Source organism: Phyllobacterium myrsinacearum (assembly GCF_014138285.1).
GTDB lineage: Bacteria > Pseudomonadota > Alphaproteobacteria > Rhizobiales > Rhizobiaceae > Phyllobacterium > Phyllobacterium myrsinacearum_A.
The window spans coordinates 132,963-148,624 of sequence record NZ_JACGXN010000006.1 but is presented as its reverse complement, the minus strand read 5'-3'; the positions used below and the strand labels follow the sequence as shown (position 1 = coordinate 148,624).

Here is a 15,662-nt window from a genome sequence, read left to right as displayed (position 1 = left end):
CGCTTTGAAAGTGCCCATCGGATCATCCGGAAACTGCGCCACGCCACATCATGGCTGCAGCAGAAGCCTGAATGCCTGGAGCACTGAAATGACGATCAACCGCCGCGAATTCCACCAGCTCTTACTTCTTGCCAGCGCCAGCCTTGGCCTTTCTTCCACGCTTGCCATCGCAGCGGATAAAGCGCCTGTCGCAGGCGGAACACTTAACTGGCTGTATTATCCGGATCCCTCTGCATTGATCGCCATAAACACGTCCTCCGGAACTGGACAGGCCATAGGTCCGAAGGTGAATGAGGGGCTGCTTACGTTCGATTATGACCTTAATCCCAAACCGCTATTAGCAACAGAATGGTCGATCAGCGATGATGGGCGGCGCTATCAGTTCAAACTGCGTCAAGGCGTTAAATGGCATGACGATAAGGATTTCACCGCCGATGACGTGGCGTTTTCCATCCTGCGGCTGAAGGAAGCCCATCCACGTGGCCGTATCACCTACCAGAATGTAACCGCAGTCGAGACACCTGATCCGCATACGGCGGTCATTGTGCTTTCAGCACCGGCGCCTTTTCTTCTGACCGCGCTTGGCAGCTCTGAATCGCCAATCGTACCAAAGCATGTGTACGAGACGTTCAAGCCGGAAGTTCAGCCAAAGCTCGCCCAGGTCATTGGCACGGGGCCGTTTATCCTGAAAGAATGGGTGCCCGGCAGCCATCTGATCTTCGACAGGAATCCCAACTATTGGGACGCTCCCAAACCATATCTTGATCGGGTTGTACTGCACGTCATTCTTGATCCTGCAGCACGTGCTGCCGCTTTGGAAACAGGCGAGATCGATATTGGTGCCAACCCCGTGCCGCTGGCGGATATCGAACGCCTGAAATCCAATCCCAATCTTGTCATCGACACCACGACCTACGCTTACGCCGGTCCGCAGCAGCAGCTGTTCTTCAATCTCGAGAATGAGATCGTCAACAATAAATCCGTTCGCAAGGCAGTCGCTCACGCCATCAACCTGCAAGCGCTCGTTGATATCGCGTTGTATGGCTATGGCCAGGTTTCACCCAGCCCTATCAGCGTAGCGCTGTCCAAGTTCAATGATCCGAGCATCAAACCGCATGCTTTTGATCCGAAGCAGGCGGAAAAGCTGCTGGATGAATCGGGATATCCACGCAAGGCAAATGGAGCACGGTTCAAGGTCCGTATCGCGTACAATCCGTTCCTCACACCTGCCTATGCCGACTTCATCAAGTCTTCGCTGGCAGCAGTAGGGATCGAAGGTGAAATTCTCAGGCTGGATCTCGCGACCTATTTGAAGACTGTCTACACCGACCGTGCATTTGACCTGACAGTGGAGTCGCTTTCCAACACGTTCGATCCATCTCTCGGCGTGCAGCGCGCCTACTGGTCGAAGAATTTCAAGATCGGCCTGCCCTTCTCCAATGCCAGCCATTACGCCAATGCGGAGGTGGACCGTCTCTTGGAAGCTGCTGCCGTCGAACCCGACGAAGCCAAACGGCGCGACCTCTTCTTCAAGTTCCAGGCCATCATCCACGAGGAGCTACCGGCGATCGATCTGGTTGCAGCGGGAAGCCAGATCGTGGCGAGTCGCAAGGTCAGGAATTTTGCTCCGGGAGCCGAAGGCATCAACAACAGTTTTGGCGACGTCTGGCTCGACGCCAGCGCCTGACGGGGAATGCACATGACTATCAATCGACGCCGGTTCAATCAGTTACTGCTATTGTCGGGAGCGAGCATGTCGCTCCCGGCCGCTGCTTTTGCCGAGGTGACTCCCATAGCCGGAGGTACACTTAATTTCATTCTCGAAACGGAACCGGGCGCCCTTGTTGCAGTCACGACTACAGACAATGTGACGAAGGTAAGCGCCAAGATCACCGAGGGTCTCCTTGCCCATGATTTCGATCTTAATCCGCAACCGCAGCTGGCGACGGAATGGATCGTGAGTGATGATGGTCTCCAGTACACATTCAAGCTGCGCCAAGGGGTGAAATGGCATGACGGTAAAGACTTCACATCGGAGGATGTCGCCCACTCCATTCTGCTGCTGAAGGAACATCATCCGCGCGGGCGCGGCACTTTCGCTCCCGTAGAAGCGGTCAGAACTCCGGATGCCCACACCGCTGTGATCGTTTTGAGCCGGCCGGCTCCTTATCTATTGCGTGCTTTTTATGCGGACGAGTCGCCCATCGTGCCCAAACACCGGTACGAGGATAAAAAACCGGCTGAAAGTCCCAACGCAACGGCACCCGTTGGTACAGGTCCATTCAGATTCGTGGAATGGGTTCGGGGCTCCCATATCATTCTCGATCGCAATCCTGACTATTGGGATAATCCCAAACCCTATCTCGACCGTATCATTTTCCGGGTGATCACGGATGCCTCGGCGCGCGCAATCGCCTTTGAGACAGGCGAAGCGGATCTCGGCAGCGACAGCACGATACCGCTCAGCGAAATAGAGCGGATCAGGGAACTGCCGCATATCTCGACCGTGAGAAAAGGCTACAGTTTCGCGGCGGGCGTCAGGCGGATCGAGTTCAATCTGGATAACCCATATTTCAAAGAGAAAAAGGTTCGGCAGGCCGTAGCCCACGCCATCGATCGGGAGGCGATCAAGAACACCATCTGGTATGGTTTCGGCGAGGTGATTTATGGTCCGATCAGTCCTGCGCTCACCGACTTTTTTACCACTGACCTGCCGACCTATCCCTACGATACAACCAAAGCAGAGGCATTGCTTGACGAAGCCGGCTTTCCGCGCGGAACAGACGGTATCAGGTTCAAGGTCTTCCACGACTACCGTCCCTGGAATGAAGGCGACAAGCGCACCGGCGAATATCTCAAACAGGCTTTGGGTGTGATCGGTATTACCGTGAATGTTCGGGCGCAGGACATGGCGAGTTACGTCAAGCGTGTTTACACCGATCGGGATTTTGATTTCACCAGCAACTCCATGACGAACTCTTTTGATCCGGTGATCGGCGTTCAACGGCTCTACTGGTCGAAGAATTACAAACCAGGCGTGCCGTTTTCCAATGGCTCACACTACAACAATCCGGAAGTGGACCGGTTGCTTGAGGCAGCTGCGGTGGAAGTTAACCGTCAGACGCGATTGCAGTACTACCGCGACTTCCAAAAACTGGTCGCTGCCGATCTGCCGGATATTTCCTTCCTAAGCCAGTCCTATCTGACCATCGCTAACAACCGAGTGGCAAATCACACGACTGGAGCAACCGGAATCTCCGGAAATCTGGCTCAGGCCCACCTTCTCCAGCGTATTTAATGCGGCATATTTCAGGAAAGATGCAATGACTATCAATCGACGCCTGTTCAATCAGATGCTGATGCTCAGCGCTGCAAGCATCACCCTTCCCGCAGTAAGTCTTGCCGAGACGGAACAACCCGTACCGGGAGGAACCCTGAATTTTGTCGTGGTACCGGAACCGCCAACCATCCTCGCTCTTGCCCATACCGCCGGCGGAACACAAAAGGTCAGCCCGAAGATCACAGAGGGACTGTTGACCTATGATTTCGATCTGAAGCCAAAACCGCAATTGGCAACTGAATGGTCGGTGAGCGACGACGGGCTCAACTACACATTCAAGCTTCGATCAGGGGTCAAATGGCATGACGGTAAAGATTTTTCTTCTGCCGACGTTGCTTATTCCATTGAGCTGTTGAAGCAGGTGCACCCCCGAGGGCGTGGAACATTTGCCAACGTCGCGTCGGTTGAAACTCCCGATCCGCTGACTGCGATTATACATCTATCAAAACCGGCACCCTATCTGCTGCAAGCCCTCTATGCAGCGGAGTCGCCGATCGTCCCCAAACATATTTACGAAAACACCGACGCAACAACCAATCCCAATGCGAATGCTCCCGTTGGGACAGGTCCGTTTATCTTCAGGGAGTGGGTACGCGGTTCGCACATCATCCTCGAACGAAACCCGAATTATTGGGATCCGGGCAAACCCTATCTCGACAAAGTTGTCGTACGCTTTGTGCCCGACGGCGCAGCTCGTGCCGCGGGTTTTGAAACCGGTGAGTTTGATATCGGCGGTGACAATCCAATTCCGTTGAATGATCTGGAACGGCTAAAGCAGCTCCCGAACATCGGTACCGAGACAAAGGGGTACGAGGCACGAGGCGACCAGACTCAACTTATCCTCAATCTCGACAATGAATATCTGAAAGATGTCCGTGTCCGGCGCGCCATTGCCCATTCAATTGATATCAATGTCGTGCTGAATACGATTTGGTATGGCTACGGACAAGTCTCGCCCTCGCCAATCAGCGTACTCCTTCCGCGCTATCATGACAGTTCCATCCAGCCGTATCCTTTTGATCTGGACAAAGCCAAGGTGCTTCTTGATGAAGCCGGCTACAAGACGGCGGCCAATGGCATACGGTTCACCCTTCGCCTGACACACAACTCATACAATGATGGTTTCAAGCGGGTGGCGGAATATCTGCGTCAAAACCTCGCCAAGATCGGTATCGATGCGAAGATCGATTCCTATGATTTCTCAACCTACATCAAAACTGTCTACACCGACCGCGCCTTTGACCTGACAGCAGAGTATCTCGGAAATCAGTTCGACCCGACGCTCGGTGTGCAACGTGTTTACTGGTCAAAGAATTTCAAGATCGGCCTGCCCTTCTCCAATGCCAGCCATTATGCCAATCCTGAAGTCGATAGATTGCTGGAGGCGGCTTCCGTCGAAATTGACGACGGAAAGCGCAAGGAACAGTTCAATGCATTCCAGAAGATCGTTGCCGATGAAGTACCGGTCATCAACCTCATCGCGCTCGACAATGTCACCGTGTTCAACACACGGGTGAAAAACCACACAACCAGCGCAGAAGGGACACAATCCAACTTTGCCGACGTCTATATCAGGAATGCATAGGCGGAGAGCGGCATCAGGAGCCTTCAGGATGCTGCCGCCCGTTTCATGGAGACCTTCGACAAAAGGCGTTCGGCAAGTGCAATTGCCTGCGCCAGCTGTTCAGTGATTGAGCTCGATTCCCACGCGACACCCCGCAATGGGTGGCCGATAGCGTGAAGATTGCCATGAACCTGTCCGTTCGCATTGATCACAGCGCCATTTGACGTTGCATCGATACCAAAACCAGTTCCGTGCGGCCGCACCTCGCCACTGGCAAGCAGATACCGAATGAATGGGTCGGGTATCTTCCGCCAATCGTGCTGCTGATGCCCCCGGCAGTTGACGACACCATCGAAGGTTATCCGCTCTGTCTTTCCGGTCGAGCGCCGCCGGATCACGGCGGCAATGCCCGTATCCTCGGGCTCAAAGGCTTGAATACGACCTGCGGCGCTCGTCAACCGCCCTTCCTTTTTCGCGTTCGCGACACTGTGGTGCGACGGCGGCGCGGACCGGTGTGCTGTTACATCCCAGAACGGCCGCAGATGACGGTTGAAGCGCAGCCGCTCGCTGTCGCTCGCGCCCTGCCACAAAGCAAGGATATGCGGCCTGATGGCAACAGGCAGCGCTTGCCAGTCCTGTCCAGCCGCGGCGACAGCGCGTCGCTCGCTTTTGACCAATGACAGAAGTGTTCTCGCTGTGACTGGCAAAGGCTTCTCCGAGAGAAAATCATGCCACGGCTCCGCATCCCGCCTGCCGTCAACAACCTGCCCGCGCCTTGACAGGACATGATAATGGCCACGATATCCTCGCATTTCCATACTGGCGACCACGTCCACCATGGACAGGCTTGATCCGACAAGAAGCAGATTTTTCGCGTTCACCAGCCTGTCAAGCGCTTGCGGGTTCCAGGGGTTGCCAACGAAGGCCGGGTGATCCGTGACAGCAGCTTCTACATCGGACGGTTCTCCCTGAAATGCGCCAAGTGCCAGAATGGCCTCGTCAGCAAAAACCGTTGTCCCGGTGCTGATCGATACCTGGACACTGTTCAATTCGGTCCTGATCTCCGTCGCCGATGCCTGTATATGCCGCAGCGTGGAGTATTGGCCTGCACGGCTGATCGCATGCTGCAACTCGGCCTGGACATAGGTGCCGAACAGCCAGCGGGGTGGGCTCGAATCCGCCACGTCGTCGGGTGGTATCCATCCATTCTCGGCTCCATGATCTTGCAGCCATCGGACCAGGTGTTCCGGATCATCCGGATAAAGCGAGAAAATGCGGGCGGGACCGTTAACCAGATGGACAGGTTCAGTGGTGCTATAGGCGACGCCTCTCCCGAGTTCGCTCCTACGTTCGATAATGGAGATAGCGAGAGGTACGGTCGTATGGTCGAACAATTTCAACGCGGCGACAGAACCGGCAAATCCCCCGCCGATGATCACGATCGAACGCGGAGGAGCGAAACTGGCATCCATGACAAACCTCTTGAGGATTTCGGCGGAATATATGCACCCACCAATCGCATCGGTGGGCGCACACGGCTTTCGCAGATGGCGTTATGCCACGCGCAATGGCCGTACCAACGCGATCGGATCGCTTGAGGCGCCGGAAACAGAGCGCGCTACCCGGCCTTCGACCGGATGACTTGGATCATTGAAGCCGTGGGTGGACGCGTGGCCTGTCGTAACCAGGCTGTCAACCAGCGCTTCATCTTCGGCATCGAGCTTCACATCCAATGCCCGGATATAGCTGTCCCAATGGGCTTCCGTACGCGGACCAGTGATCGCTGACGTGATAAGCTTGTTGTTCAAAACCCAAGCCAGCGCGAAATCCGCAGCAGCAATGCCTTTGGCTTCTGCATGGGCTGCGATCTGTTTGGCGATGCTGATGGATTCCGGGCGCCATTCCGTCTCAAGGATGCGCTTGTCACCGCGCCCTGCCCGTGTATCGTCGCCCGGCGTCTGGTTCGGTTCATATTTCCCGGTCAGGACGCCTCGAGCCAGCGGGCTGTAGGAGACGACACCCAGCCCGTAGTAAGCAGCTGCGGGCAGTTGCTCGGCTTCAGCCGTTCGGTTGACGATATTGTAGAGAGGCTGGCTGGCGATTGGCCGGTCGATACCCAACTGGTCGGCGAGATGCGCCACCTCGGCTATGCGCCAGCCGCGGAAGTTCGACACACCGAAATAACGCAGCTTCCCCTGCTTGATCAAATCAGCAATTGCCCGGACAGGTTCCTCCAGCGGAGCATCGAAAACGGCCCGGTGGAAATAAAGGATGTCAATATAATCAGTGTCGAGCCGTCGCAGGCTGTTCTCGACCGTTTCGATGATCCATTTACGCGAATGCCCGCCGAGATTGGGACCTTTCGTATGCGAATTGACGAACTTGGTCGCGAGCACCCAATGATCGCGTGTTGCCTTGATGCCGCGACCGACCACTTCTTCCGATTTACCTTCATGATAGACATCGGCGGTATCAATGAAATTGATCCCCTGTTCGCGCGCCTTGTCGATGATGCGATGGGCAACAGAATCGTCGGTCGGCCCTCCGAACATCATGGTTCCGAGACTGAGCGGCGAAACTTTGAGGGCACTACGTCCAAGATAGCGGTAATCGACCATAAGATTTACTCCGGTTTGTTCGGTTGGATGAGATGTCAAATATGATGGCAGGCAACATGATGCGTCTTGCCGACCGATCGGAACTCCGGTTCCTGCTGACGGCAAATGTCGCTTGCAAGGACACAGCGCGTGTGGAAACGACAGCCCGTGGGAATATTCTGCGCGCTCGGCAAGTCACCAGTTATAGGCGCTACATGACGGCGGCGCGACGGATCGGGTACCGCGTCCATCAACGCCCGCGTATAGGGGTGCTTCGGCGACGACCACAGCGTGGCGTTGTCGGCACTCTCCACGATCTTGCCGAGGTACATCACCAGCACGCGGTCGGTGAAATAGCGAACTACGGACAGATCGTGCGAAATAAAGAGATAGGAAAGCCCGAGATCCTTCTTCATTGAAACGAGAAGATTGAGAATCTGTGCCTGAATGGACAGATCAAGCGCTGAAACGGGTTCGTCGCATACCACCAGTTCGGGATTGAGAATCAGTGCACGCGCGATTCCAATACGCTGACGCTGCCCCCCCGAAAACTCATGCGGATAGCGGTCCAGGGAATCGCGTGGCAGACCGACACGGTCAATCATCGCGTCGACAAGCTGCTGCCGTTCAACCTTGGTACCAACACCATGGACGGTCAGCGGCGCCAGCAGGATTTGCCCGATCGTATGGCGGGGGTTCAACGAAGCGAAGGGATCCTGGAAGATCATCTGTACGTGCCGGCGCATGTCCTGCAATTTGTTCTGTTTCAATCGGGTGATATCCGTGCCCCGGAACGCGATGCTTCCAGCAGTCGGATCAACCAGTCGCATGACCGTCTTGCCCAATGTTGATTTTCCACAGCCAGACTCGCCGACCAGACCCACTGTTTCGCCGGATTCAACGGTCAGTGTGACATCGTCAACAGCACGCAGGACACCGTCAGGCGCTTTATAGTGTGTTTCCAGCCTATCAATTGACAAGAGCGACATTCGCTTCCTCCGCAAAGCTTGCATGATAGGGACAGGCCACGAGCCTGTTTGCGGCCGGCACGAACAGATCAGGCACCGCGTTGGCACAACTGTCATGGGCCACGGTGCAGCGTGGACGGAAGGAACATCCCTTCTCGCCAGCAGCCGATACAATGCTTCCGGGGATCTCCGTCAGCGGCCCGTCCTTATAGTGATAATTGTTCTTCAGGCGTGGAGAGGCAGCAAGAAGTCCGCGTGTGTATGGATGCAACGGATGTGCAAAGAGCGGTTCGGGCAATGCCTCCTCTACCTTGCGCCCTGCATACATCACCACAACATTATCGGCCCATTGTGCAACCACGCCAAGATCATGGGTGATCAATAGCACCGCCATGGAAAGATCCCGGCGTAATTTGTCGAGCAGGTCGAGCACCTGCGCCTGGATTGTCACATCAAGCGCCGTCGTCGGTTCGTCGGCAATCAGCAGGCGCGGGCGGCAGGCAACGGCAATGGCGATCATCACGCGCTGCCGCATCCCGCCCGACAACTGATGCGGATAGTCATCGATCCGGCGTTGCGGATCGGGGATGCGAACGAGATCGAGCAACTCGATGGCACGGCTCCGCGCCGCTTTGGCTGGCAGTCTTTCATGCAGTTGCAGGACTTCGGTGATTTGCCTTCCGATGGTGAGCACCGGATTGAGTGAAGTCATAGGCTCCTGAAAGATCATTCCGATGTCTTTGCCGCGCAACTGACGCATGCGCCGCTCTTCAAGCTTCAGGAGGTCTTGGCCAGCAAAAACAATTTGGCCCGATGGTTTGGCTGAGCGCGGCAACAGGCGCATCAGTGCAAGTGCCGTAAGCGATTTTCCGGAACCGGACTCGCCGACGATTGCCAGCGTCTCCTTCTCATTGACCAAGAAACTGAGATTGCTCACCGGCTCGGTTGTTGGAAAGCGAATGGAAAGATTGTCAACTCTGAGGAGCGGCAGGGCCATTTATCGCTCCTGTGTGAAGCGTGGATTGAGTGCATCATTGAGACCATCGCCAATGAGGTTGAGTGAAAGCACAGTGAATACGATGGCAATGCCGGGCAGTGCCGTCAGATACCAGGCTGTCCGGATAAGCTCCCTGCCCGCTCCGATCATCGAACCCCAACTCACCACATTCGGATCCCCGAGCCCCATGAAGGAAAGGGCAGACTCCATCAGGATGGCGCCCGCCACCATGACCGAAGACGTGACAATAATCGGGGGTAACGCATTGGGCAGGATTTCAAGAAAGATGATCCGGGCATGACCATAACCAAGACTGCGCGCGGCCATGACGAAATCCTTTTCGCGGATTGTCCTGAATTCCGCTCGGGCAAGCCTTGCCACCGTCGGCCAGGTAATGATGGCAATCGCAAGGGTGATCGTACTCGCCGTCGGCTGAGCGATGGCAACCATCACCACAAGCAAGACGAAACTCGGCATCGTCTGAAAGATTTCGATCAGCCGAACCAGAAGGTCATCGATCCAACCGCCGAAATAGCCTGCCGTTGCACCCACCAGAACTCCGAAAGTCAAACCCAATGCCGTCGCGACGAGTCCGACAAAAAGCGAGACACGCGCACCGTGCAGGATACCCGCCAGAACATCACGTCCCATTGAATCCGTACCAAGCGGATAGGCAGGATTTTGCCCCGGCCAGAGGAAGGGCCGCGCTACCATTGCCAATGGATCGCCGGGATAAATAAGAGGTGCTATCAACGCAGCCAGTATGACAAGGGCAAGGAAGACCAGCCCGCATACCGCATTGGGATTATGGATCAATGCTTTCAGCACGCGCCATTTGTTTGGTACCGCAGCCAAGGCATTCGACGTTTTCACACGCGAATCCGGTGCGCGAACATTGTTCCATTGAGGGTTCAGAGGTTCGGGTTGATGCTTTTCAGTGGCGGGAGAACGGACGCGCGTTCCACTATGCCCGGCATAGTCATTGAGTTCAGTCGACGTCATGAACGCTCTCCTATCCGGGGATCAAGCCAGGCGTGCAGCAAATCAACGGCCGCATTAGCGAATATGACGAGCAACCCGGACAAAAGCAGGATGCCAAGCAGAACTGTGAAATCCCGCCCCATCACCGCTTCAAACGCAAGCCGCCCAAGACCAGGCCAGCTGTAAACTGTCTCTACGACCACCGCACCGCCGAGCATCCCGCCAATATGCATGCCCGCCATCGTCGTGATTGGAATGAGCGCGTTACGCAGAATATGGCGGACGGTGATAATCGTCGGCGACAACCCCTTGGCAGCAGCAGTACGAACAAAGTCCTGAGATTTTATCTCAAGCATCGCCGCACGGGTCAGCCGTGCGTAAATGGCAACGTAAAACAACGCGAGCGACGTGGCAGGCAGGATCATGTACCGGGCCTTTTCCCACACCCCCGCCAGACCAGTCGTGCTGGAACCGATTGTTCCCGACCCGCCGCTCGGTAGCCAGCCGAGTTTGACAGAGAACAACACGATGAGCATCAAGCCAATCCAGAAGCTCGGAATGGAATAAAAGAGCAGCGAGAACACCGACAGCAAACGGTCAGGTAACCGGCCTGCAAACACGGACATCAACGATCCCAACGCGAGGCCAAGCACGATTGCGATGGCCAATGCTACAACCATCAGCAGCAAGGTTCCGGGAAGCCGCTGCCCGATGAGGTCCGCCACCGGCATTCCGTAGCGCGGCGAAAAACCCAGACTGAAATGGGCGAGATTATCGAGATAGTTGAAGAGTTGAACCAGCAACGGATTATCGAGCCCAAAACGCGACCTGATAGCCGCCATCGTTTCCTCCGTCGCAGCGCCCGCCTCCCCGGCCAGCACGTCGGCGGCGTCTCCCGGCGCAAGCTGCAACAGGAAAAAGTTGATGATGACGATACCGAAGACTGTCGGTATCGCCTGAAGGCTGGTGCGCTTCAAAGTTCTGCCGACACGCGTGAGGGCGGACATGAGTATCTTCCAATCCGAGACTAATAAATCCGCTGCGGGCCAAAGTGCCCGAACGAAATTTCAATTTCAAACTTGACTAACTCTATAGAGATTGTCAAATATCAATTGGCAAAAAATTGGAATTTGCTTAGCAAAATCAATGACTAAGGCCAAAATAACTAAATATCCCGGCGAAGAGCAAAAAATATTCTTTGTTCTGGCCGGGAAGCAGAACAGACGACTTCCCCCGTTGCTTCAAAATAATCGTGATTGGCCAAAAATGCGTCCGAGGAGTGTGAATCAAGATGACAAACAGCTTCTATAATCCGACCCGGCGCCAGGTTCTGGGTGGCTCGGCTCTGATCCTCGGTGCCACTTTCAGTGGTATTCGCACACACGCGTATGCTGCAGATCCAAAGCACGGCGGTACACTCAGCCTGCTCCTGTCCGCTGAACCGCCTGTCATCACGACAATCGCCCACACAGCGTTTAATTCTGTCTTTCTCTCGGCCAAGGCCAATGAGGGATTACTCACTTATGACTATGACCTGACGCCGCGCCCGCAATTGGCGACGGAATGGGCGATCAGCGATAATGGGCTGGAGTACTCGTTTAAACTGCGGCAGGGGGTGAAGTGGCACGACGGCAAGGAATTTACCTCCGCTGACGTTGCCTATTCCATTGCGACGATCAAGGAAGTGCACCCCAGAGGGCGCAGCACCTTCCTCAACCTCGTCGATATAAGAACCCCCGATCCCCAATCGGTAACGCTTGTCCTTTCAAAACCCGCCCCCTACCTCATTTCCGCCCTCGCCGCAGCCGAGACACCTATTGTAGCCAAGCATCTCTATGAGGGCACGAAAGCCGCGGAAAATCCCGTCAACAATGCTCCGGTCGGGACAGGCCCGTTTATCTTCAAAGAATGGGTTCGCGGCAGCCACATCATCTACGAGCGCAATCCGGAATATTGGGATAATCCCAAACCCTATGTTGATCGGCTCATTGTGCGTTTCATACCCGACGCTGCTTCCCGGGCTGTAGCCATCGAGACAGGCGAAGTTGATCTGGCTCCTGCCACCCCTGTTCCTTTCAGCGATCTGGAGCGCTTTGAAGCCTTGCCGAATATTGGGTTCGAGACACAGGGCTACCAATATGCCAACGGTATCAGCCGGGTAGAGTTCAATCTCGACAAACCCCACTTTCAGGATGTACGTGTCCGGCGGGCCTTTGCCCATGTCATCGACAGGAATGTCATCCGCGATACGATCAACTACGGCTATGGCAAGACGATCCCAGGGCCTATCAGCCCCAGCCTCAGCAAATTTTACGTCGGCGATCTCAAGACATATCCAATCGACACGGCTACCGCGGAAAAACTGCTCGACGAAGCCGGGCTGCCCCGGGGGAGTGACGGCATCCGGCTGCGCCTAACCCACGATTATGTCCCGAGCGGCGAAACCTACAGGCGCGGGGCCGAATATATCAAACAGGCGTTGGCCGCGATCGGTATTGAAGCCACGGTTCGTTCGCAGGATTTTGCGACCTATACGAAGCGCATCTATACGGATCGCGATTTCGATTTCACCTTCAACGGCATGAGCAATCTCTTTGATCCGACTGTGGGTGTGCAGCGGCTTTACTGGTCCAAGAATTTCAAACCCGGCGTGCCTTTCTCCAATGGTTCGCACTACAGCAATCCCAAAGTAGATGCTTTGCTGGAAGCGGCAGCGGTGGAGATCGATCCCCGGAAGCGCCTTGAACAGTTCGCTGATTTCCAGCGCATCCTCGTTGAGGATCTTCCCGATATCGGCATCGTCAGCCAGCCGGAAATCACTCTGTTCAACAAACGCGTTGCCGCTTCAACCGTTGGAGCCGAAGGCATCGCCGGCAGTCTTGCCAATGCCCACATCATTTCCTGATCCCACTGTTCGGAAGGTTGCAAATCCATCATGACCCTTGTCCACGCTCCTGGCTCCATTGTCGGCTTGCCGCATTTTTCAGGTCCCGCCGACTTTCCTGACAGCCCGCTTTCGAAAGCTTTCGAACAGCCACTTCTGTTGGGGCTGTTCCTTCCCATCCAGGCTGGCGGATGGACTAATTCGACCCTGCCTCGCTCCACCGACTGGTCGTTCGAATACAACAAGAACCTGACACTGCGCGCAGAGGAACTTGGGTTTGATCTTGTTTTCGCACTGAGCCAATGGTTGCCGAAGGGCGGTTACGGCGGCGTTTTCAACGGCCAGGCGCTGGATAGTTTTACATCCATTGCCGCACTGGCCGCCCTGACGAAAAAGATACTGCTCATTTCAACGATGCACGTGCTTTACGGTCCTTGGCACCCGCTGCATCTGGCGAAATTCGGTGCAACGCTCGATCATATCACCGGTGGTCGCTGGGGCATCAATGTGGTGACCGGTCACCGTGCAGTTGAGCATGAGATGTTTGGATGGGATCGCATCGAGCACGACAGACGTTACGAACTTGCCGCTGAGTTTGTTGAGGTATTGCAACGTCTCTGGCAGGACAACGAAAACTTCTCGTTCGAGGGGCAATCGAGCTGGAAACTTCAGGGAGGGTTTGTCACGCCCAAGCCCAATTACAGCCGTCCGGTTCTGGTCAACGCGACGGGATCCGATGCCGGTATCGCATTCGCGGGCCGCTACTCCGATATCGTATTCATCACGAGCCCCGCAGGAAGCGATATTGAAAGCACACTGGAAGCCCTTCCTGCCCACACCAAGAAGGTGAAGGATGCCGCACTGCAGGTTGGTCGCCGCGTGCGTACGTTGATCAATCCGCTTGTCATCAGCCGCCCCACCGAAAAGGAAGCCTGGGCCCTTGCCGATGAAATCGTCGCCCATGCCGATGCACGGACGCCCAAAGGATTCCAGACGTTTAACAGTGATGCCCAGGCATGGAAAAGCCGCGAGGGCCGCAATGATCCCTACGCCAAGGTTGGCGGAAATATCTACATAATCGGCACTCCGGAACAGGTGGTTGACCAGTTCGGCAAGTTGAAGGATGCGGGCATAGACGGGCTGCAACTCAGTTTTTTTGATTTCAAGGACGATCTTGAATTCTTTGGTGACAACATCTTGCCGCTGATGAAACAGGCCGGGCTCAGGCATACTTAAGGAGACAACAATGACCACTCAGCTTTCTGAGATCTGGTACACGCGCTGTCCTGTGCCAACACCCGTCGGTCTTGCAGCCCAGCTTGGTTGGCTTGAGGAGACTTTTGCCAGGGAGGGGATCAAGCTCAACTCCATCCTCGACGCCAAGGACCCGACGATACGCGAAAGTCATTTCAACCATCATTTGTCATGGTCCTTCCGGCACGGAGGCAATGTTCCACCGATCCGTGCACGGTCGGAGGGCCGGGCGACCCGGCTCGTCGGCATCACCTGGACCGACGAGTTTCAGGCCATCATTACGCTTCCGGGCAGAGGCATTCACAAGACCACTGATCTGAAGGATCGCCGTTTCGGTATTGCCCGCCGCCCTGAAGGTATCATTGATTTCCACCGAGCCACGGCCTTGAAGGGGCTGGTGTCGGCTTTGACGCTCGAAGGATTGACCCACAAGGATGTGGAAATAGTCGACATTCCTGTCGCGGAGAGCGTGCTCGATATTCAAGGTGATCCCTCGCTGTTTGGCCTGAAACGCCGCCTGCCCTATTCCCATGAGCTGACCGCCCTGATCCGTGGTGATGTCGACGCGATCTATGTCAAAGGGACGCAAGGAATCACTGTTGCCAATCTCTTTGGAACAATCCGGGTTGCAGAATTTGGCTTTCACCCTGATCCAAAAATCCGCATTAACAGCGGCTCACCGCGCGTGTTGACGGTGGATAACCGGTTGGCGGAAGAGCGGCCTGATTTGGTCGTTCGCCTGATTGAAACCGTCAGGCGTGCAGGCGATTGGGCAGAAGCGCACCCGGATGAAACACGGCGGTTTGTCGCGCGGGAGGTCGGAGCATCAGAAGAAACAGTTGCCGCAGCGAATGGCCCTGACCTTCACCGCCATCTGACGCTTGGTCTTGATCCTGTTTTGCTCAATGCCGTCGCCCACTACAAGAATTTCCTGCGCGATTGGGATTTCCTCGAGGATGATTTCGACCTTGATGCCTGGGTCGATCGCCGCCCGTTCGACGCGCTCGACACACGTGCAGTCGCGTGAAACCCGCATCATGAAACATATAGCGGTGCCTGCAAAGCGACCGAACATGG

At 55.5% G+C, this 15,662-nt stretch carries 12 protein-coding genes; 6 read left to right on the top strand and 6 right to left on the bottom strand.

Annotated elements, in window-relative coordinates:
- Positions 1-88 precede the first annotated feature (88 nt).
- Genes FHW16_RS18270 through FHW16_RS18260 form a run of 3 tightly spaced genes read left to right on the top strand, consistent with a single transcriptional unit; the run spans position 89 to position 4,925 of the window.
- Positions 89-1,687 carry an ABC transporter substrate-binding protein gene (locus tag FHW16_RS18270; protein ID WP_182550703.1) on the top strand — a complete coding sequence of 533 codons (1,599 nt, stop codon included), beginning with the start codon at positions 89-91 and terminating at the stop codon, positions 1,685-1,687.
- A 12-nt stretch (positions 1,688-1,699) separates the two neighbouring features.
- A complete protein-coding gene (locus FHW16_RS18265; protein ID WP_182550702.1) occupies positions 1,700-3,298 on the top strand; it encodes an ABC transporter substrate-binding protein in 1,599 nt (532 codons plus the stop codon).
- A gap of 25 nt (positions 3,299-3,323) precedes the next feature.
- Positions 3,324-4,925, top strand: coding sequence for an ABC transporter substrate-binding protein (locus FHW16_RS18260; RefSeq protein WP_182550701.1), 1,602 nt, complete (start codon positions 3,324-3,326; stop codon positions 4,923-4,925).
- A 23-nt stretch (positions 4,926-4,948) separates the two neighbouring features.
- Here the strand turns inward: FHW16_RS18260 and FHW16_RS18255 are convergent, their stop codons facing one another.
- The 6 genes from FHW16_RS18255 to FHW16_RS18230 all read right to left on the bottom strand — a co-directional run bounded on the left by FHW16_RS18255 (position 4,949) and on the right by FHW16_RS18230 (position 11,454).
- A complete protein-coding gene (locus tag FHW16_RS18255; RefSeq protein WP_182550700.1) occupies positions 4,949-6,376 on the bottom strand; it encodes an FAD/NAD(P)-binding protein in 1,428 nt (475 codons plus the stop codon).
- An 81-nt stretch (positions 6,377-6,457) separates the two neighbouring features.
- Positions 6,458-7,522, bottom strand: coding sequence for an aldo/keto reductase (locus FHW16_RS18250; protein ID WP_182550699.1), 1,065 nt, complete (start codon positions 7,520-7,522; stop codon positions 6,458-6,460).
- Between the two features lie 35 nt (positions 7,523-7,557).
- A complete protein-coding gene (locus tag FHW16_RS18245; RefSeq protein WP_182550698.1) occupies positions 7,558-8,490 on the bottom strand; it encodes an ABC transporter ATP-binding protein in 933 nt (310 codons plus the stop codon).
- Positions 8,471-9,466 carry an ABC transporter ATP-binding protein gene (locus tag FHW16_RS18240; RefSeq protein ID WP_182550697.1) on the bottom strand — a complete coding sequence of 332 codons (996 nt, stop codon included), beginning with the start codon at positions 9,464-9,466 and terminating at the stop codon, positions 8,471-8,473. Before FHW16_RS18240 ends, FHW16_RS18245 begins: the two co-directional genes overlap by 20 nt.
- Entirely contained in the window at positions 9,467-10,468 is a 1,002-nt protein-coding gene (locus FHW16_RS18235) for an ABC transporter permease (RefSeq protein ID WP_182550696.1), read from the bottom strand. It lies immediately after the preceding gene.
- Positions 10,465-11,454, bottom strand: coding sequence for an ABC transporter permease (locus FHW16_RS18230; RefSeq protein WP_182550695.1), 990 nt, complete (start codon positions 11,452-11,454; stop codon positions 10,465-10,467). The genes FHW16_RS18235 and FHW16_RS18230 overlap by 4 nt, the downstream gene beginning before the upstream one ends.
- Positions 11,455-11,738: 284 nt before the next feature.
- Between FHW16_RS18230 and FHW16_RS18225 the strand changes: the two genes are divergently transcribed.
- The 3 genes from FHW16_RS18225 to FHW16_RS18215 are packed head-to-tail and all read left to right on the top strand — an operon-like array spanning position 11,739 to position 15,612.
- Positions 11,739-13,352, top strand: coding sequence for an ABC transporter substrate-binding protein (locus FHW16_RS18225; RefSeq protein ID WP_182550694.1), 1,614 nt, complete (start codon positions 11,739-11,741; stop codon positions 13,350-13,352).
- A gap of 30 nt (positions 13,353-13,382) precedes the next feature.
- On the top strand, positions 13,383-14,567 hold the full coding sequence (locus FHW16_RS18220; RefSeq protein ID WP_182550693.1) for an LLM class flavin-dependent oxidoreductase: 1,185 nt from the start codon (positions 13,383-13,385) through the stop codon (positions 14,565-14,567).
- Positions 14,568-14,577: 10 nt separating this feature from the next.
- Positions 14,578-15,612, top strand: coding sequence for an ABC transporter substrate-binding protein (locus tag FHW16_RS18215; RefSeq protein ID WP_182550692.1), 1,035 nt, complete (start codon positions 14,578-14,580; stop codon positions 15,610-15,612).
- Positions 15,613-15,662 lie beyond the last annotated feature (50 nt).